Genomic DNA, 18,112 nt, shown 5'->3' on the forward strand with positions numbered 1-18,112 from the left:
CACTGAAGGCTCATCCGCAGCGTCGTCACATGAGAGACAGCGCGAGCCCCGACTACCGAGCCCGAAAACGAGAGCGTGAGAGGCAGCGGCGGGAACAGGAGCGCCGGCGCCGTCTACGAGCCGAGCAGCCGCCGGTCACCAGGGCCGCAAGGACGCCCGACGGTCAGGTGGTCGCTCGGGAGCGACGGGCGGCAGCGCGGACGTGTGGGTGGTGCAGTGGACCGATCACGCCGAGGAGCCGTGGACCGATCCCCAAGTGGTGTTCGGCTACTTGCAGGCACCGAGCCTGGGAGCAGACGCGGGCCACGACGTCGGACCGAACAACAGTCCAGGTGGTCGAGCGGCCGATACAGTTCCGCGTCCCCCTAGCCCCGACGCGGCGAGTCTGGCTAAGGCTTAAGGCCAGTCATACTCCTCATCATCTCCTGGGGCGATCGCAAGGCTGCTCAAATATGCCCGGCAACGAGCGCGTCCTCTATTTCCCTTTGGCGGAATTGATAACTGGCACCAGTCGAACGCAGGATTCCCACCGCGGTTGCCCACCGCAGAAAGGGAACGAATCGAATTGGTATACGGGTCCAGCGCGCCCAAAGAAGGATGCAAGCAAGGAAGTACCTGACGGAGGCAACGGAACCCCACGCCATGCCATAGATTAGCATGGCGCCGAGCGACACGAGCGCACCGAATTGCGGGCCAATAGCCACCGTTCCGCCAGCACCTCCGACCAGGATGAAGGGCACACCGCGAAGGAGTCCGTAGGCCGCATCATTGACAACCACGGCCGCTGGCTCATAAGCCTGCGACTGCTTCCTGCTCGCTGCGAGCCCTATGCCGAAACACATCGCCAGTATTCCGCCAGCCACGCCGCCTACGACGAGACTCCGAACGGACCCCAACGACAACCCGCTCCGTACACCCACTGCTTGACCGACCAGCAGGCCAACCACAACACCCACCAGACTGCAAACCAGAATCAGTGAGAGTGCGCCCAATCTCGCTAGTCCGCGCAGGCTGACAGAATGGGCTTGTGGATCCTTCGACGAGCAACGCAACATGGTAACGAACACCGCGCCCATCAAACCCACAACTACGACCACCGCGGCAAGCGAAAAGGCTGCATCAAGGTGCGGGTATGCCCTTATGTAGTCTTCGACGGCTGCGACCGACCAGATCCTGGGGCCGTCAACAGCCAAATATATTGCAACTAGACCACTGACACACGCAAGGGCGCCGACTCCCTGGTGTGCAACTCGAGTCCACCTTTCGTGCGCAAGCCACCACCTGTCGAGGCGAAGGTCACTCGGCTTTCCTAGGGCACGCTGCGCAGCCAAATGTTGCGCCATGAATCGAAGCGTGCTTAGGACAACCGCCGCGTCCCGAGGTTGCCCTCGGCGCACTGCATTCAAATGCAGCACCCCTGGCAAAAAGTAGCGCACCAGTTCACGATGGACATCGGATTTGGCGCGCACTATTACGGGAGCACCCGGCGCTGAAGCTAGAAAGAGATTATCGGGACGACGACCCGATTTGGCGGCTATCAGCGCGAGTGAAATGTGCCACGGCGTGACGAGACACTCGGCCAATCGTGCCTGAGCGATCGGACCATGAATACCTGCGAGGACGTCGCATACTCGGTGCCAATCAAATTCTTCCGCAGCGGACTCGTGCCGACGCTGAATATAGGCAACCGCGTCCGTCGGAGAGACTTGCTCCATCTCTACAACGGTGGCATCGCGCACTTGCAGACCGAGAGCGGAATAGACGCTTGAGCGACATGTCACCACAAACGTCGCCGGCACGCCTTCTAGAAAGTAGCTATTGAGGCGCGCGACCACTGCAGCCGCCCGTTCGTACGCGGTCCCTTCTCCATCAAGTTCGTCTAAGCCATCCACAACAGGGATCACCTTGTGCCGCTCAACCAGCTCCTTGGCGGTTCTCTTATCGACGCCTCCCTGCGCTATCAAGGCGTCAACCATCCAGGAATCGATTGAAGCTTCCCCATTGAAGCTTGTTGCGGGCAGCCATACCGGGATTGGACTACCCGGCGCCCGACCTCGATTCAGATCTACCACTAATTGCAACGCAAGAGTAGTCTTCCCTGATCCGCGCGCGCCGACGACAACTAGGCGTCGAGGGTTAAGGCTTGCGAAGTAGGTGCTTATGTTCTCGGCCTCGCCGGCGAGTGCACCTCCGGCGGCTTGGTACTGAAGGACCTGTCGCGAGAAGCGCAGGTTAATACGGGCTCCCTCTTGGTCTGTGTCAATCGCCACCATGCGCGAAAGTTCATTGCCCCGCTCCATACCAAAACGTGTAGCTAGCTCGTCGAGGGTCGCACTCAAGCGCGCGGTACGCGCGTCGGCGCGTTCAAAGCGACGGGAGACTAATGCCTCGAGAGCAATACCCCCAACCACGAGGGCAAAAATGTTCGCCCATCCTACAAGATCATCGAACCACTCCTCTCCACCGAACATCTGGGCTCCGGCCAGATAGACGGCTACGACCAATAAGCTGAGCGCTACCAACCACCCGATGAGCGCTCGTCGAGGGCGGTTCATGGGACGCTTCCGCAAAAGGGACCGTCGTTACCGACAGCGAGCAAGGTCCAATCCTCCACGAGAGCTGGCCGTCACGTAGACTTCGGAGATATACCCAAGGTGCCCACTGGCGCTTACGACGCCATACCACAAGTTGGATGTGACCCTGTTAGGATTCCGTCGGGCGCTTAGGGATGCAAGGTTCATGTTGGTCATGCTTGCTCCCTCCGCGAAGCAGACAGCATCAAGCCGTTCACCGTCCGACAATCGTGAACCGTTAAGCATGCATGACGGCTGCTGATCAGCACAGTACGGCTCCAACCTCGTGGAGAGGTAAGCAGGCGTGTGATCCAGGACCAGCCCATCGCCGTTGACGACAACCCTGTTTTGCACCACTATCGTCGCCTTCTCTGCGGTTCCCGGTTGCGGCAAGATGGGATTGCGCCCTTGCATCGGATAAGCGGCCAGTACTGCAAGTGCGCCGAGAAAGAGCACCGCAACAGCGACGGAAGCAACGCGCCTGAACGTAGGGATCGCCTCCGCTAGAACGGGAGCCAGGAATGAGGCTCGAGCGAGCGTCGCAGATGGATGTCTTCAGCGGACTGCCTAGTGACGACAGTGTGCCAGATCGGAGCAACGCAAGGGTGGCAGCCCAACGGTCGGGCGGAGAGCCCTTGAGAGAAGGGCCGGCCGCGGTGTTGAGGGCCTTTGAACCCTTGCGTCTGATCCTCCAGCGCTCAAGAGGTCTACGAGGACCACCTCGGTTGACGCGACATGCGGCTACATCGAGACTGTTTGCCGAGCCTGGTTAGCCAACCATGTGCATCGACGACACGGGGGATCCATGGCAATAAGAGGTGGCGCTGCTACAGGGGGCCCTACGCATCTCGCGATGATCATGGACGGTAATGGGCGATGGGCAACCAGGCGCGGGCTCGAGCGAGTCGAAGGTCATTCGGCGGGTGAGGCTGCCATTCTTGCCGCTGTAGACGCCGCCCTGAGCTCGCAGGTGCCATGGCTGACCCTCTTTGCCTTCTCGACGGAGAATTGGAACCGGCCCGCGGCCGAGGTCGCTTTCCTGATGGACTTCAATCGGCGCGTCATAGATGAGCACGGCGGGTCTTTTCATTCACGCGGCGTGCGCGTCCGCTACATGGGTCGCCCCGAACGGCGCATCCCGCAGGTATTACGCGAGGCGATGCATGACATTGAGGAGCTCACGCGCGAGAACGACGCCATGACTCTTACGCTGGCCTTCAACTACGGGGGGCGAGACGAGATACGAGAAGCGGTTAGGAGAATACTTGACGCTGGCCTATCGAGTTCGGAGATAACAGAGAGTACGATTGCACAGCACATGCAGTATCCTGACATGCCCGACATTGACATGCTTGTGAGGACCGCGGGCGAGCATCGGCTCTCCAACTTCGCTTTATGGCGTCTGGCATACGCCGAGATGGTCTTCTTGCCGACATTGTGGCCAGACGTAACCGAGTCGACTGTTCACGAGGCGATATCGGAGTATAGGCGTCGCGACCGGAGGTTCGGGTCGATAGCATGATCGCTCACTCTGGACGGACAGTGTGGGAGCCGGATGTCCCTGGATGTCCGGATTGGCCGCCGCAGGCCGAAGGAGCCGCTCGCTTATTCATCGATTCCATATTCGAGTCCGCGACCTTGCGGCATGGCGCCGGCAAGCCCACGGCGTTCCGTCGCGCCGTGCGCTCACCGCGACCAAGGTCTTGCCTCTGTCCGAACGATTGAGGCGGGACCGGAGGACTGCGCGCTATCGCTCACTGCGTCCTCGTCCTGGCCTGCAGGAGGCTCCAGTCCGTGGAGGCGTAGCCCTGCGCCGGTCCGACGTCCTGCCCGGCGGCCGGATCCGCGTCAAGCGAGGCACCGGGCGATTGCCCTGCCGAGGGCAGTCGCGGCCGTACTGGCTGAGTACCTAGATTAGCGCGTCGCCGCTGCTCCAGATGCGCTGCCGTCCAGCGCCAACTGCCGGGGCTACGTCGTCCACACAAACTGGGACGCGGTTCTTCGGCGCGCCGCTGACTCCATCGGCCTGCCGGCGGTCCGGCCACACGAGCTCCGCCACACCGGGGCCACCCTGGCCGCTGCCACCGGCGCGATCACCAAGGAGCTCATGCGCCGACTCGGCCACTCCTCCGTGGCCGCCGCTCTGTCACCAGCCCGCCGCAGACGACCGCGACGCCGAGATCGCCCGAGCCCTCGACGCCATGCTGACCGCAGGACATGAGCCATCGAATGGGCGTTCCGGACCCACCACGCCTGCAGGCTCAAGGCATGGTGGGTCACGCATGGGTCACGCCAGACCGCTGGGTCACATGTCGGGCATCGGCCCTCCTCCGTAGGTCGAGGTGAGCCGCTGACCAGCGCCGACATGGTCGCAGCATCCCGCCTTCCAAGCTGGCCACGCCGGTTTTATCCCAAGTACCGGCGCCAAGCGTTCCCGTAGGTCATCTGGCCTGTTGCCTCTTCCAAAGAAGCTTTGGAAGAGCCTCCGAGCCGCCCGTGTGAACCCTTTCAGGGCTCCTGCTTTCGCTGCGTAGGTCATGGATAGGTGACGTCGTCCGGCCCCGTACGGCCGGTGCAGATCCTCGTTTACCCCTCCGCGTGACCACAACTGGTCGCACCGCTAGCGCAAGACTCACCACGGTAACCACCTCCCCCATAGCCGCGACTCGCCAAGAGGCGCAGCACCGCGTCGTGCGAGGACTCTTTTGGTCCGGTCACGGGCAGGTCATCCACCTCGGCGGGCCGCGGCTCTGCGGCGGCCCGGGGCGCGGTCGGCGGAGGCCTGGGGCCTCGGGGACCAGCTGCCGCGGTGCTTGGTCGAGGGTCTAGGGCGGACTCATGACCGTCATGAGTAAGGCGCGGCAAGCCAAGGCCTGTCAACGACGCTGAGCCCACTGCAACCTCGACGCGACTGTCCATGGAGCCGCCCCAACGCTGACGACCACAGGCGCAACTCGACGCATCTGGCGGTCTCCGAACGCGAGGCCGGCCTCCCGTGTCAGGTTGCGGCACTGCGCTACGACCGCAAGACCTCCTAGCGGCACTGCTAGGTCATCGACCGGATATCTCCTGCGGTTTCGGCCTTGAGTGCGGCGCTAGCGTGATCGCGAGGTGCGTCGGTGTCGATGAACGTGTAGTACGCCTTTTCGTAGTCAAGTAGTGGTCGACCTCCGTAGGTCGCTACCGCTTGACCGTCCTCGTGCTCGCGCCAGAGGACGCCAAAGGTCTGCGAATTCATATGTCGGTAAATCTTCACGACTTGAGGCGCTCCGCCAATGGTGTGGTGTTGCCCCGACCGGATCAAATCTCTCAAGACCTCGAGCGGTTCCATGTCCAACGAGGTTGCCTCGGACGCCTTGAGTCGCTGCCTTAACACACCCCCGCCCAAGCCGCCAAGGTCCCCAAGAGCTGTCCATCGCAGGGTTGATTTTCGCCCCGCTGCATCCTTTGCGATGCGTAGGGGAATGCGTTCATACACGCGCTTCTTTGGGTTATAGACATATGTCCACGCCCGGAATTCGCTATAGCGCCACGAGTAGCCCGCCAACAGCAACTGTGTCTGCGACTTTTCTAGAGCCACGGAGTCACGCAGGAAACGCTCGACATCCCTCTTGTCCAACATCTGGTTCAAGATGTTGCGCACCAAATCCGAAGTGTCCGCGATGTCATATCGGCGTTCACGTTGTGCAGGGTTCGACTGGACAGCCTTCGAAATTTGAAGCAGCGCAGGGTAGGCGATGGCCGTGGATCCACAGAAGGCCATCACCGCGTCAGTTCTCGGAAGTTGCAGGATCTTGGGACACGCGTCCCACGTCGCACCGTCTCCGCTTAGACGACTATCCGAGGCGACTACAAACTCCTGAATCTCTCCGACGTTCCTGAGCCAGGCAAAGACGAGCGTCACAGACCCGACAGAATCACATGCCGCAGCAAAGTGCCAGCGACAGGCCGTGGCGAGGTCAACGATTCTTTTCGACATCCCTGGAGAGGGAGGCCCCTCTAGGGCGTGACTCGTCAACTGCTGCCCGCTGAGAGGCGATGGTGGCTCAATGAAGTACTTAATCCCCGACACGACCCAACTACTGGCAGCCGCGGCAGCCTGAGGGCGGTGGACGTGAGGTCGGCAAACGGGATACGGCTTCACGGCCTCGGTCAACTGCGTGACGGGGCTTCCAGTCCCGACCCCTGCTTTTCGCTCGAGCCCGACTCCCACGCCCAACGCGGTCTCAGCCTAGGCCGCACCCCCAGCTGGACATAGGGGCCCATCTCGGCGACGGAGACGGCGGCGATCAAGGCATGGTGTCTTCACCCGCGAGACTGAGCCCCACGTGCACGTCGTTGCTGTCTCGATCTACTCGTCACAACGAGTCGCTGGCCCGACAGTGCATGAGGTGTGTCGCCTCAGGATCCTGGATGCTCCAGTGGCGCTGAATCGGCGGCCTCGGTCAGGCGAAGCAGCCAGTGCCGAGGTCTCAGGAGACGTGCGAGCGAGGCAGCCCCACGGCTGGCTCAGGAGCGACGAACGGAGCGCTGCAACAGGTCGTCGTCCGCCGCTGCCGCCAGCCGAGCCACCTGATCGCGGTGCAGCGTCTGCGGTCGGCCGATGAGCCAGTCGGCCAAGTGCTCCCCCTCGACGTAGGTCACCCCACCGGCGCTCTCGACACGCTGCGGCAACCGAGCCCACACCACGACCACTGGTTCGGGTTGAGGGACGGCCAGGCCGCTCCGTGATGCAAGGGCACGGGCTATTGCAGTTCCGGCGCGTGTCTGCCTTCCACGCTGTCCACGGGCGGTCCACGCCGCGTCCGGGTTGTCCCTCGGCGTGATCGTGGCTCCGGCGTCATCGACGCTCACCACGCCGCTCCACGCCTTGCTGTCGAGCACGAAGACTCCCCGGGGCCGACGACCATGTGGTCGACGTTGCCGGCGCCGGGCCAGTCGAGGTCGTGCAGCACGTGCCAGCCGCAACGCACCAGCGGCCTCAGCACCCGTTCGGTGCTCCGCTCGCCCTCAGCTCCGCTGTTCCAGCTCTCGATGTGCTGCGGCGGCGTCCTCCAGGCGATGACGAAGAGCGCCAGGCCCGCACCGAGCACAACACCACCGTTCCAACGCAGCCAGCCGTCCAAGAACGCGCTGAGGGCGATCGCCGCAACCAGGAAGGGCGACACGATCAGGAGCAACGGTCCGAGGACCCGGCGCCGCCAACGACGGCGCAGTCGCCGGTAGTGCTGCGCGGCGTACCGGCCGGCTCGTGACGAGCGCTTCCACGAGCCCACGACGTCACCATCGGCCGAGCCGCGCCCAACAAGAGCCGACTGACCTGCTGCCTCACCACTGCAGGGGAACTGGAGATCTTCTCCAGTGCCGTCGGCAGGCTGGGCCGACGGCTCCAGCCTGCCGACGGCCACGGTGCCCGGCCCGCCTATCCACAGGCGCGGTCCGCTCCACAGATTCCGCAGCAAGGCACCCAACCCCTGCGGCCGCGCAGTAGCCCGGGGTGCGGCGGCCGGGAGACCCCGCCCGCTCAGTCCCGCGCGAGGAGACGGCATGGCCAGCATCTCGAGGCGACCCAACGGCACCTGGCAGGCCCGCTACCGCGCCGCCCCCGGCGGCCCGCAGCGGTCCCGCGTCTTCACGCGGAAGGTCGATGCCCAGCGCTGGCTCGACGAGGTCCGCGCCAGCATCGTCACCGGTCAGTACGTCGATCCTCGCGCCGGCCGGCAGACCGTCCGCGAGTACGCCGAGCAGTGGCGGGCCGCCCAGGTGCACCGGCCGACCACGGCCGCCCACGTGGAGACGATGCTCCGCCGGCACGTCTACCCGAGCCTCGGCGACAAGCAGCTGTCCGCCGTCCTCCCGAGCGACGTGCAGGCCCTCGTCAAGCGCCTGTCCAAGACGCTCGCGCCTGGCACGGTCGGCGTCGTCCACCGCATCCTGTCCGCCGTCTTCAAGGCCGCCGTCCGGGACCGCCGCATCATCGCGTCGCCGTGCACGGGGACGCGGCTGCCCAAGGTCCATAAGCAGCGCATCGAGCCGCTGTCCATCGAGGCAGTCCGCGCGCTCACCGACGCCGTCCCCGAGCGCTACCGGGCGCTAGTCACCCTGGCCGCCGGCACGGGTCTGCGTCAGGGCGAGGCCCTCGGGCTGACCGTCGACCGGATCGACTTCCTCCGTCGGCAGCTGACGGTCGACCGCCAACTGGTCACCATGCCCGACCGCCCGCCCTACCTGGCACCGCCCAAGACCCAGGCCTCGGTCCGGGTGGTGCCTCTTCCCCAGGTCGTCGTCGACGCCCTCGCTGCCCACCTCAAGCAGTGGCAGAGCGACGGCTTCGTCTTCACGACCGACCTCGGCAACCCGATCCGCCGGACGGCCTTCTCCGCCACGGTGTGGCGCCCGGCCGTCAAGACAGCCGGCCTGGACGACACCGTGACCTTCCACGGTCTCCGGCACTTCTACGCCAGCCTGCTCATCCGGCACGGCGAGTCGGTGAAGACCGTCCAGGCCCGGCTTGGTCACGCGAGCGCCTCCGAGACCCTTGACACCTACAGCCACCTTTGGCCGGACTCCGACGACCGGACGCGCGCAGCGGTGGACGCCGTGCTGGCTCCGCATGACGAGCCGCCAGGGAGAACCACTCACTTGCGCCCCTGAGATCAGTCGGCTGGGACGAGGGGCCCGTCCCCGGACTCGCTACTCCTGCACCGTCTCGGCTGGGAAGTCCCGGACTTGGAGCGTCGAGTGGTCGAGCAGCGTCAGTCGCCCATCAGCAACGAACACCAGCTGGCCAGGGAGCGGCGTCAATAGGTACGGGATGGCGAAGATGACGCGCCGCCGGAGCCAGCCAACACGGCGGACATGCAGCCTCGTCGACCAGCTGTCACGAACAGCCTTGAGGATCTCGTATGCCTGGGCGGGCTTCGCGGCGTACCGCCCGCGGAAGTCACCAGCGGTCGCCGGCGCCTCCGGGGTCGACCGCGTGCGATAGATCGCCTGCGGGCCGGCGGCCCAAGCGAAGCCAGCTCGAACGTCAGTGCACGGGTGCTTCGGCCATGGCGGTCCCATCTCGTCGAAGTAGACCCGACTGCCGGCCGCGTTCGACCAGAAGTAGACGGCTGCGCCGCACACGGGGCAGCGAGCATTGGGCCTCAGCCAGCGAGCCGAGTAGGGCAGTGCCGGATAGCGGACCGTGGCGGGTCGCGGCGGGGCTGGATGGTGGTCCTGCGTGAACCAGCTCGTCGAGTAGGAGCTTGAGCTCTGCCTGCCCGAGGACCCTCGTGTGACGTCGTGCGCAGAGACCCAGTGCATGGTCCCGTTTCGACCACGTCGCCAATGCCCCCGCCGCCGGTACTTGGCCAACGTGCCTCCTGCTCGGGCCGACGCTGGATCGCAGCCTCCCATACGAGACGTTCAAGTCCGCCCTCGTTGCCGGCGGCCGCGCGCAACGGGTGCGGACACGTCCGGGTCCTCGTCCTCAGGCGGGCCGTGGTGGGCGCCGTACTGGCTCCCGCGGCTGAGGAACATCTGAGGAACGGGGACCCCCGCCGGACCTGAAAAGGCAGGTCAGACGAGGGGCGACGGACGAGTCGGCCTGTACGCCGGGTTCTGTCCTCGGGCGCCTCGCGGCCTCCCGATGGGCGGTCATCCATCTAGGCCCGCCGTTGCCGGCGGGCTCGAGCGGTCCACCCGCAGGCTCGGGCGGGCAGCCCTCGAACGCCTGCGCAGGACGACGTTCCCGCCGTCCCTTCTCGACCTTGCTCCGGGTGGGGTTTACCGAGCCGCACCGGTCACCCGGTGCGCTGGTGGTCTCTTACACCACCGTTTCACCCTGACCGGCCGTGTCTCCGGAGAGGCACCGCCGGCGGTCTGTTCTCTGTGGCACTGTCCCGCGGGTTCCCCCGGGTCGCCGTTAGCGACCACCCTGCCCTGTGGAGCCCGGACGTTCCTCGGCGACGGGGTCTCCCCCGCCGACGCGACCGCCCGGCCGACTCGTCCGTCGTGCCCGCAGTCTACGGACCCTTCACAGCGGAACTGCCCGGTCCGCGTTGTGACTATTCCGTAACCCACCTACGGTTGCCGGGTCCGGTCGGTCGTCACCGCCTCCACCCGGGGGGAGCCGCACCGGATGCCGCCGAGTCGTGACCATCCGTGGCCGCGAGCCGGGGACCCACCGAACCACTGGGGTGAGTCCCGCTCCCTCGGGAGCGGGTAGGGCGCATCCCCGCCCGAACCCGTCAGCTGACCCGGTAGGCGGCCATGGGAGAACGGAGAACCGCAACGGGGTGCGCCGTAGGCGCCTGCCCTGGCGCGCCCGCACCCCCTCAGAGACGGACGCCGCGACCCGCGCACGAACGCCGGTCGCCGCGCATCCCGAGCCGGACCGCGACCGCTCTCGCGTCGGCCTGCCCTCCAGCAGGTGCCCGCCGCCCGGTCGCCCGCCCGGCCGTCCCATCCGGGGGCTTCCGCCCCACTCACGTGACGGTGACCGCTGAACACACGGCGGCGCCGCACGGAACCGACGTCAGGAGCTCTCCTCGTCATGCCTTCGCACAGCTCATCCCGCACCGTCCGCCGCACCGTCACGGTCGGCGCCCTCGCCCTCGCCTTCGGTCTCTCCGGGCAGTCCGTCGCCCAGGCCGAGGGCCGGTGGGACGGCCACCGCTCCGACTGGTCGCACGGCTGGTCCCACGACCGGGACGAGGCGCCGGCCGCCGCTCCGGCGGCAGCCCCCGCCGCGGCCGCGGCTCCCGCAGCCGCGGCGGCCCCGGCGGCGGCCGCCGCCACCGCGGTGGTCGCGGTGTCGACCGACCTCACCGGCAAGCCCACGCCGACCTCGACCGCCTACAGCGCCTGGGCCGCGCACGTCCGCCCGGTCGTCGCGGAGGTCACCTCGACCTTCGGGGTGTCCACGGTCCTGACCCGGCCCGGGCACTCGCCCACCCAGCAGCTGGCCGCGGACTTCATGGTCTACGCGGACTCCGCCAAGGGGAACGCCGTCGCCCAGTACGTCATCGACAACGCCGCGCGGTTCAACGTCGAGTACGTCATCTGGCAGCAGCGGATCTTCATCATCGGCGGCTCCGGCTGGCGGGCGATGGAGGACCGCGGGTCGGTCACCGCCAACCACTACGACCACGTGCACGTCAGCTTCAACCCCTGATCGACCGGGACGCGGCCCCGGGTCCCCCGGGGCCGCGTCCCCTCACCCCGCGTAGAGGGCGAAGCCGGCCACGCGCCGGCCGTCCAGCTCGGGGGTCGCCATGTCGACCTGCTTGCGAGCCTGCTCCTCGACCGGCTCGTCCGACAGCGCCTCGAGGTAGCGGCGGTGCTCGGCGAGCGAGGCCACCGCCCGGTCGACGACGTCGGTGACATCGACGGTGTGCGTCACCCCGACCGGCGTGGCGACGGCGGTCCACCGCACGCCCCGCCACGGCTCCTGGGCGGCGAGCTCCGGGAAGATCCACTCGTTGGCCGCGTCGCCGACCGCGTCGAGCGCGCAGCGGCCCAGCGCCCGGTGGTCGGCGCTGTTCCAGTAGCCGACCGCCGCGCCCGGGGGCGTCCAGGTGTCGCCGTGGTGCATCGTCACCACCAGGTGCGGCCGGTGCCGCCGGATCGCCGCCGCGAGCGACCGGCGCAGGTCCGTCCCCTCGGTCAGCCGGCCGTCGGGGTGGCCGAGGAACTCGACCACCGACACGCCCACCACCGCGGCCGCGGCCCGCTGCTCGCGCTCCCGCAGCGGCCCGGCCTCCTCCGGCGGCAGCCCGGCGATGCCGGCCTCGCCACTGGTCGCCAGCACGTACCGGACGTCGCGTCCGGCCGCGGTCCACGTGGCGACGGCGGCCGCGCACCCGTACTCGACGTCGTCGGGGTGGGCGACGACGACCAGCGCGCGCTCCCAGTCGTCGGGCAGCGGATCGGCCATGCGGGCAGTGTGCCCGGCGTCGGCGCGCGGCGGCGGGCTCGGGACGCAGCCGGGTGGACGGCGCCCGGCCGACCGGGCCCGACCCGGTCCCCACCCGCGGCCGCTGATCGACCGGCGTCAGCGACCGCGGGCCACCCGCAGCGCGGCGGCGATCATCGGCGCCTGCAGCGGCAGCCGGACCGCGGCGGCCGCCAGGAACGCCGGCCGCCCCCGCGCGAGGCGGACGTGGTGCAGGTGCGCCGGCAGGAACGAGGCGAGCAGCCCGGCCGCCGCCCACCCCCCGGCTCGCCGGGTCGGCGGCCCGGTGAGCAGTGCCGCCGCGGCGACCTCGGCCACGCCGCTGCCGAGCACCCACGCCCGGGCGTCGCCGAGCTCGGGCGGCACCAGCCACTCGTAGGTCCGAGGCCGCACCAGGTGCAGCACGCCGGAGCCGCCGAGGGCGGCGGCCAGCCAGGTCGCCGGGGCGGGGAGGCGCACGGCGTCACCGTAGGCTGCCGCTCCGTGTCAGCCGCCGACCTGCTCATCGCGGCCGCGGTGGCCCTCGGCGCCGGCGTCATCAACTCGATCGCCGGCGGCGGGTCGCTCGTCCTCTTCCCCACCCTCGTGGCACTCGGCCTGCCGACGGTGGCGGCCAACGTCACCAACTCGGTGGCGCAGTGGCCCGGCTACCTCGGCGGGATGGCCGGGTTCCGCCGCGAGTACGCCGGCCAGGGCGAGCGGCTGGTGCGCCTCGGCGCGGTGTCGGTCCTCGGCGGCACCGCCGGCAGCGTGCTGCTGCTGACCACGCCCAGCGAGGCCTTCGACGTCGTCGTCCCGGTGCTGGTGCTGCTGGCGAGCCTGCTGCTGGCCGTGCAGCCGCTGCTGACCCGCCGGCTGCGCGACCGCGACGACGGCACCGCCCGCGACCCGTGGTGGCTCCATCTCGCGCTGTTCCTCGCCACCGTCTACGGCGGCTACTTCGGCGGGGCGCTCGGCGTGATCCTGGTCGGCGTGCTCGGCACCGCGCTGCACCGGCTGCAGCTGGCCAACGCGCTGAAGTCGGCGCTGTCCGCGGTGACGGCGACGGTGACGCTCGTCGTCTTCGGCTTCTTCGGGCCGGTCGACTGGCAGGTGGTCGCCGTCGCGGCGCCGGCCAGCCTGGTGGGTGGGTTCGCCGGTGCCCGGATCGCCAGCCGCATCCCCGCGACGCCGCTGCGGGTGCTCATCGTGGTCTTCGGCGTCGTGGTGTCGGTCTACCTGTTCACCCGGATCTGACCTACTCGCCGCCGCGGCCGGGCTCGCCGATGGCGATCATCGCCTCCACGGCGCGGCGGGCGCGGGCGGCGGTCTCCGGGTCGACGTCGATCGCACCCTCGCCGGTGCGCAGCGTGTGCAGCAGCTTCGCCGGGGTGATCATCTTCATGTATCGGCAGGCCGCCCGCTCGTTCATCGGGATGAACGCCGTTCCGGAGTTCAGCGCCCGCAGCTGGTGCAGGATGCCGACCTCGGTGGCCACCAGCACCTGCGGGGCGCGGGTGGTCGCGGCCTCCTCGACCATCCCGCCGGTGGACAGCACGCGGGTGCGGTCGGCCGGCAGGTCGCCGTGGCTGACGAGGTCCAGCACCGAGGTGGTGCAGCCGCACTCGGGGTGCACCAGGATCTCCGCGTCCGGGTGCGCGGCCACCTGCGCGCGGACGTCGGCCGGGCTGATGCCGGCGTGCACGTGGCACTCCCCCGCCCACACGTGGACGTTCTCTCGCCCGGTCACGCGCTTGACGTGCGCGCCGAGGAACTGGTCCGGGCAGAACAGGATCTCCCGGTCGGCCGGGATGGAGCGGATGACGTCGGCGGCGTTCGACGACGTGCAGCAGATGTCGGTCTCGGCCTTCACCGCGGCGGTGGTGTTCACGTAGCTGACGACGACGGCGCCCGGGTGCTCGGCCTTCCACTCGCGCAGCTGCTCGGCGGTGATCGAGTCGGCGAGCGAGCAGCCGGCGGCGTGGTCGGGCAGCAGCACCGTCTTGTCCGGGGAGAGGATCTTCGCCGTCTCGGCCATGAAGTGGACGCCGCAGAAGACGATCTCGCGGGCGTCGGTCTGCGCGGCGACCCGCGACAGGTAGAGGGAGTCGCCGGTGAAGTGGGCGACGTCCTGGATCTCGGGCACCTGGTAGTTGTGCGCGAGGACCACCGCGCCCCGCTCGTCGGCCAGCCGGCGGACCTCGGCGGCCCAGGTCGCGTACTCGGCGGGCGACAGGGTGCGCTCGTCGCCGGCGACGGCGGGGGTGGCGGGCGCGATGGTCGCGGTCACGGGGCTCCTCGGAGGCAGGCGCGGGGGCTCATCGTCCCCGGTCCACCGTCAGCGGCGGTAGCGGGGTGCCCCCTACAACGCCGGGCTCCCCGGCCCGCTTCCCCCGGCGCCGGACGTCAGCGCCGGACGTCAGCGCCGGACGTCGTACACCAGGTGCGTCACCCGGCTGCCCTGCACCACCTGCGGGTCCTCGAACTGGATCTCCGGCGGTCCCCCGGCGCCGGAGTACGGCTTCCCCGAGCCCAGCACCACCGGGACGAGCGCGAGCACCACCCGGTCGACCAGGCCCGCGCGCAGCGCCCTGCCCGCCCACGTCCCCGGCCGACACCGTGACGTCCCGGTCGCCGGCGAGCTCCCTCGCCCGCTCGATCCCGGTGCGGACGTCGGCGACGAAGCTGAACGGCGCCGTCGCCCGGTGCGGCCAGTCGTCGGCCGGCCGGTGGGTCACCACGACGACGTGCTCGCCGTTCGGGGGCACGCCCTCCCAGCCGTCGGTGATGTCGAACAGGTGGCGTCCGCACACCATGACGCCCGCCCGCTCGGCGAACGGCCGCAGGAACTCCGCCGTCGGCGCGGTCACGTGGAAGGGGCGGTTCCGGTCGCTGAAGGTCATCTCGACGTCGCCGTTGCCGTACCAGTCGAACAGCGGGCCGGGCATGTCGTCGTCCCGGCCCACGAACCCGTCCAGCGACACCGCCGCGAACAGGACCACCGCACCCATGGCGCACCTCCTCGTCCGACGAGCCCGGGTGAGGCCGGACACACCGGCCCCGGTCCTACGATCTGCGCGCCGATCCGACCCAGCAAGGGACTCCTCGATGCGCCGTCGTCCGCTCCCCCTCGTCCTCGCCGCCACCGCCGCCCTGGCGCTCTCCGCGTGCGCACCGCAGGAGGAGTCGACCGACGCCGGCTCCTCCGGCAGCGGCGGCTCCTCGGCCACCGGCGCCTGCACGCCCGACGAGCTCGACACCCTCGAGCCGGGCACGCTGACGATCGCCACCGACGAGCCGGCCTACGAGCCGTGGTTCGTCGACGACGCCCCGGAGAACGGCGAGGGCTTCGAGTCCGCCGTCGCCTACGCGGTCGCCGAGCAGCTCGGCTACTCCGAGGACGACGTCACCTGGACGCGGGTGCCCTTCAACGCGGCCATCCAGCCCGGCGCCCGCCCCTTCGACTTCGACGTCAACCAGTTCTCCATCACCGAGGAGCGGCGGCAGGCCGTCGACTTCTCCTCGCCGTACTACACGGTGAGCCAGGCGGTCATCACCACCGCGGGCTCCGCGGCCGACGGCGCCACCAGCCTCGCCGACCTGCGCGGCCTGCGCCTCGGTGCCCAGGTGGCGACGACGAGCCTCGACGTCCTCACCACCGTGATCGCCCCCGAGAACGACCCGGTCGTGTTCAACACCAACGACGACGCCAAGCTCGCCCTGCAGAACGGCCAGGTGGACGCGATCGTCGTCGACCTGCCGACGGCCTTCTACATCACCGCCGCCGAGCTGGAGAACGGCGTGATCGTGGGCCAGCTCGAGGACTCCGGCGAGGGTGGCGACCAGTTCGGCCTGCTCCTGGCCAAGGACAGCCCGCTCACCGACTGCGTCAGCCGGGCCGTCGACGCGTTGCGCGAGGACGGCACGCTCGCCGAGCTCGAGCAGCAGTGGCTGTCCGACGTCGCCGACGCGCCCGTCCTGTCCTGAGCACCGTCGTCCCCGGCGGCCCCCGCGGCGTCGCCCTCCCCCCGCCCAGCGAGCTCGAGCTCTCCCGCCGGGCCTGGCGCCGCAGCCGGGCCCGGCGCTCGACGCTGGTCGCGCTCGCGTCCACGCTGGTCTTCGCCGTCGTCGCCTACCTGGCCGTCACCCGCTCGCCGGGCTGGCCGCGGGTGCAGGCCACGTTCTTCTCGCCGTCGGTGGCGCTGGAGTCGCTGCCCGACATCGCCCGCGGGCTGCTGGTGAACCTGCAGGTGCTCGTCGTCGGCGGCCTGCTCGTCCTGCTGGTGGGCCTCGGCATCGCCGCGCTGCGCACCCTGCGGGGGCCGGCGCTCGCGCCGCTGCGCTTCCTGGCCACGGCCTACGTGGACCTGTTCCGCGGGATGCCGCTGATCATCGTGCTGTACCTGGTCGGCTTCGGGTTCCCGGCGCTGGGCCTGCAGGGCGTGCCGACGTCGCCGTTCGTCCTGGGCACGGCGGCGATCGTGCTCGTCTACTCCGCGTACGTGGCCGAGGTCTTCCGCGCCGGCATCGAGTCGGTGCACCCCAGCCAGCGCGCCGCGGCCCGCTCGCTCGGGCTCACCCACCGGCAGACGATGCGGATCGTCGTGCTGCCGCAGGCGCTGCGCACGGTCACCCCGGCACTGCTCAACGACTTCGTCGCCCTGCAGAAGGACGTCGGGCTGATCTCGGTGCTGGGCGCCGTCGACGCGGTCCGCTCCGCGCAGATCCAGGTCGGACAGAGCTTCAACTTCACGCCCTACGTCGTCGCCGGGCTGCTGTTCGTGCTGCTGGCCGTCCCCTCGGCCCGCCTGGCCGACGCCGTCACCGCGCGCGCCCGCCGCCGCCAGCAGAGCGGCTCGCTGCTGTGAGCGTCCTGGAGCTGCGCGGGATCGCGAAGGCGTTCGGCGGGAACGTCGTGCTGCGCGGGATCGACCTCGCCGTCGACGAGCACCGGGTGGTCGCGCTGATCGGCGGCTCGGGCTCGGGCAAGTCGACGCTGCTGCGCTGCGCCGCGCTGCTGGAGACCGTCGACGACGGGCAGGTGCTCCTCGACGGCGAGGACGTCACGGACCCGCGGGTCGACGCCGACCGGGTGCGCCGCCGGATGGGCGTCGTGTTCCAGGCCTACAACCTGTTCCCGCACCTGTCCGTGCTCGACAACGTGACGCTCGCGCCCACGGTGGTGCACGGCCGGCCGCGCGCCGAGGCGGTCGAGGAGGCACGGGGGCTGCTGGCACGCATCGGCCTGGCCGACAAGGCCGGCGAGTACCCCGACCGGCTCTCGGGCGGCCAGCAGCAGCGGGTGGCGATCGTGCGCGCGCTCGCCGTCCGCCCGCGGGTGCTGCTGCTCGACGAGGTGACCAGCGCCCTGGACCCCGAGCTGGTCGGCGAGGTGCTCGCGCTCGTGCGCGAGGTGGCCGGGCAGGGCATGACGATCGTGATGGCCACCCACGAGATGGGCTTCGCCCGCCAGGTGGCCGACACGGTGGCCTTCCTCGACGGCGGGGTGCTGCTGGAGTCCGGTCCGCCGGACCAGGTGCTCGGCGAGCCGCGGCACCCGCGCACCCGGCAGTTCCTGGCCCGCGTCATCGACGCCGGCCGCCTGTAGGTCGCCCTCCCC

General features: G+C 69.1%; 16 protein-coding genes, 1 other RNA gene and 1 riboswitch. Of the genes, 7 read left to right on the top strand and 10 right to left on the bottom strand.

Annotation, left to right across the window (positions count from 1 at the left end; genetic code table 11):
- Positions 1 to 446 precede the first annotated feature (446 nt).
- A complete protein-coding gene (locus JD79_RS20135; protein WP_170149281.1) occupies positions 447 to 2,504 on the bottom strand; it encodes an NACHT domain-containing protein in 2,058 nt (685 codons plus the stop codon).
- An 874-nt stretch (positions 2,505 to 3,378) separates the two neighbouring features.
- On the opposite strand from JD79_RS20135, the gene uppS reads away from it, so the two are divergent.
- Positions 3,379 to 4,095, top strand: a complete 717-nt coding sequence (gene uppS, locus JD79_RS20140) for a polyprenyl diphosphate synthase (protein WP_110006954.1) — start codon at positions 3,379 to 3,381, stop codon at positions 4,093 to 4,095.
- Between the two features lie 1,524 nt (positions 4,096 to 5,619).
- Here uppS and JD79_RS22320 read toward each other — a convergent pair.
- From JD79_RS22320 to JD79_RS22805, 3 genes are all read right to left on the bottom strand, one after another.
- Entirely contained in the window at positions 5,620 to 6,477 is an 858-nt protein-coding gene (locus tag JD79_RS22320; protein ID WP_146220498.1) for a hypothetical protein, read from the bottom strand.
- 605 nt (positions 6,478 to 7,082) lie between these two features.
- Positions 7,083 to 7,217, bottom strand: a complete 135-nt coding sequence (locus JD79_RS24335) for a hypothetical protein (protein ID WP_281270333.1) — start codon at positions 7,215 to 7,217, stop codon at positions 7,083 to 7,085.
- A 206-nt stretch (positions 7,218 to 7,423) separates the two neighbouring features.
- Positions 7,424 to 7,849: a nuclease-related domain-containing protein gene (locus JD79_RS22805; RefSeq protein ID WP_170149282.1), complete on the bottom strand. Its 426-nt coding sequence runs from the start codon at positions 7,847 to 7,849 to the stop codon at positions 7,424 to 7,426.
- A 271-nt stretch (positions 7,850 to 8,120) separates the two neighbouring features.
- Between JD79_RS22805 and JD79_RS20160 the strand changes: the two genes are divergently transcribed.
- Entirely contained in the window at positions 8,121 to 9,227 is a 1,107-nt protein-coding gene (locus JD79_RS20160) for a tyrosine-type recombinase/integrase (protein ID WP_110006957.1), read from the top strand.
- 39 nt (positions 9,228 to 9,266) lie between these two features.
- Here JD79_RS20160 and JD79_RS20165 read toward each other — a convergent pair whose 3' ends face one another.
- Positions 9,267 to 9,701: a hypothetical protein gene (locus JD79_RS20165; protein WP_110006958.1), complete on the bottom strand. Its 435-nt coding sequence runs from the start codon at positions 9,699 to 9,701 to the stop codon at positions 9,267 to 9,269.
- A gap of 450 nt (positions 9,702 to 10,151) precedes the next feature.
- Positions 10,152 to 10,565: RNase P RNA component class A (gene rnpB, locus JD79_RS20170), an RNA gene on the bottom strand.
- Positions 10,566 to 10,692: 127 nt separating this feature from the next.
- Positions 10,693 to 10,841, top strand: a riboswitch (cyclic di-AMP (ydaO/yuaA leader).
- Between the two features lie 271 nt (positions 10,842 to 11,112).
- Between rnpB and JD79_RS22810 the strand changes: the two genes are divergently transcribed.
- Positions 11,113 to 11,733: a VldE C-terminal domain-containing protein gene (locus JD79_RS22810; protein WP_170149283.1), complete on the top strand. Its 621-nt coding sequence runs from the start codon at positions 11,113 to 11,115 to the stop codon at positions 11,731 to 11,733.
- 42 nt (positions 11,734 to 11,775) lie between these two features.
- Here the strand turns inward: JD79_RS22810 and JD79_RS20185 are convergent, their stop codons facing one another.
- Both JD79_RS20185 and JD79_RS20190 read right to left on the bottom strand, forming a co-directional pair.
- Positions 11,776 to 12,495, bottom strand: coding sequence for a PIG-L deacetylase family protein (locus JD79_RS20185; RefSeq protein ID WP_110006961.1), 720 nt, complete (start codon positions 12,493 to 12,495; stop codon positions 11,776 to 11,778).
- Between the two features lie 117 nt (positions 12,496 to 12,612).
- Positions 12,613 to 12,972, bottom strand: a complete 360-nt coding sequence (locus JD79_RS20190; RefSeq protein WP_245900254.1) for a DoxX family protein — start codon at positions 12,970 to 12,972, stop codon at positions 12,613 to 12,615.
- Positions 12,973 to 12,996: 24 nt separating this feature from the next.
- Between JD79_RS20190 and JD79_RS20195 the strand changes: the two genes are divergently transcribed.
- Complete coding sequence (locus JD79_RS20195; RefSeq protein WP_110006962.1) at positions 12,997 to 13,749, top strand: sulfite exporter TauE/SafE family protein; 753 nt, start codon at positions 12,997 to 12,999, stop codon at positions 13,747 to 13,749.
- Between the two features lies 1 nt (position 13,750).
- Here JD79_RS20195 and nadA read toward each other — a convergent pair whose 3' ends face one another.
- Complete coding sequence (gene nadA / locus JD79_RS20200; protein ID WP_245900255.1) at positions 13,751 to 14,782, bottom strand: quinolinate synthase NadA; 1,032 nt, start codon at positions 14,780 to 14,782, stop codon at positions 13,751 to 13,753.
- A 28-nt stretch (positions 14,783 to 14,810) separates the two neighbouring features.
- Positions 14,811 to 15,503 (bottom strand): dihydrofolate reductase family protein, encoded by a 693-nt coding sequence (locus tag JD79_RS24580; RefSeq protein ID WP_245900256.1) that lies wholly within the window; start codon positions 15,501 to 15,503, stop codon positions 14,811 to 14,813.
- 97 nt (positions 15,504 to 15,600) lie between these two features.
- Between JD79_RS24580 and JD79_RS20210 the strand changes: the two genes are divergently transcribed.
- The 3 genes from JD79_RS20210 to JD79_RS20220 are packed head-to-tail and all read left to right on the top strand — an operon-like array spanning position 15,601 to position 18,100.
- Entirely contained in the window at positions 15,601 to 16,479 is an 879-nt protein-coding gene (locus JD79_RS20210; RefSeq protein ID WP_110006963.1) for an ABC transporter substrate-binding protein, read from the top strand.
- Positions 16,440 to 17,360: an amino acid ABC transporter permease gene (locus tag JD79_RS20215; protein WP_211308071.1), complete on the top strand. Its 921-nt coding sequence runs from the start codon at positions 16,440 to 16,442 to the stop codon at positions 17,358 to 17,360. The genes JD79_RS20210 and JD79_RS20215 overlap by 40 nt, the downstream gene beginning before the upstream one ends.
- Positions 17,357 to 18,100: an amino acid ABC transporter ATP-binding protein gene (locus JD79_RS20220; protein ID WP_110006964.1), complete on the top strand. Its 744-nt coding sequence runs from the start codon at positions 17,357 to 17,359 to the stop codon at positions 18,098 to 18,100. Before JD79_RS20215 ends, JD79_RS20220 begins: the two co-directional genes overlap by 4 nt.
- The last annotated feature ends 12 nt before the right edge of the window (positions 18,101 to 18,112 follow it).

Source organism: Geodermatophilus normandii, assembly GCF_003182485.1.
Taxonomy (GTDB): Bacteria; Actinomycetota; Actinomycetes; order Mycobacteriales; family Geodermatophilaceae; genus Geodermatophilus; species Geodermatophilus normandii.

Coding starts and splice junctions, on each gene's coding strand:
- JD79_RS20160 (WP_110006957.1), top strand. CDS start 8,121: ATGGCCAGCATCTCGAGGCGACCCAACGGCACCTGGCAGGCCCGCTAC.
- JD79_RS20185 (WP_110006961.1), bottom strand. CDS start 12,495: ATGGCCGATCCGCTGCCCGACGACTGGGAGCGCGCGCTGGTCGTCGTC.
- uppS (WP_110006954.1), top strand. CDS start 3,379: ATGGCAATAAGAGGTGGCGCTGCTACAGGGGGCCCTACGCATCTCGCG.
- JD79_RS24580 (WP_245900256.1), bottom strand. CDS start 15,503: ATGGGTGCGGTGGTCCTGTTCGCGGCGGTGTCGCTGGACGGGTTCGTG.
- JD79_RS22810 (WP_170149283.1), top strand. CDS start 11,113: ATGCCTTCGCACAGCTCATCCCGCACCGTCCGCCGCACCGTCACGGTC.
- JD79_RS20210 (WP_110006963.1), top strand. CDS start 15,601: ATGCGCCGTCGTCCGCTCCCCCTCGTCCTCGCCGCCACCGCCGCCCTG.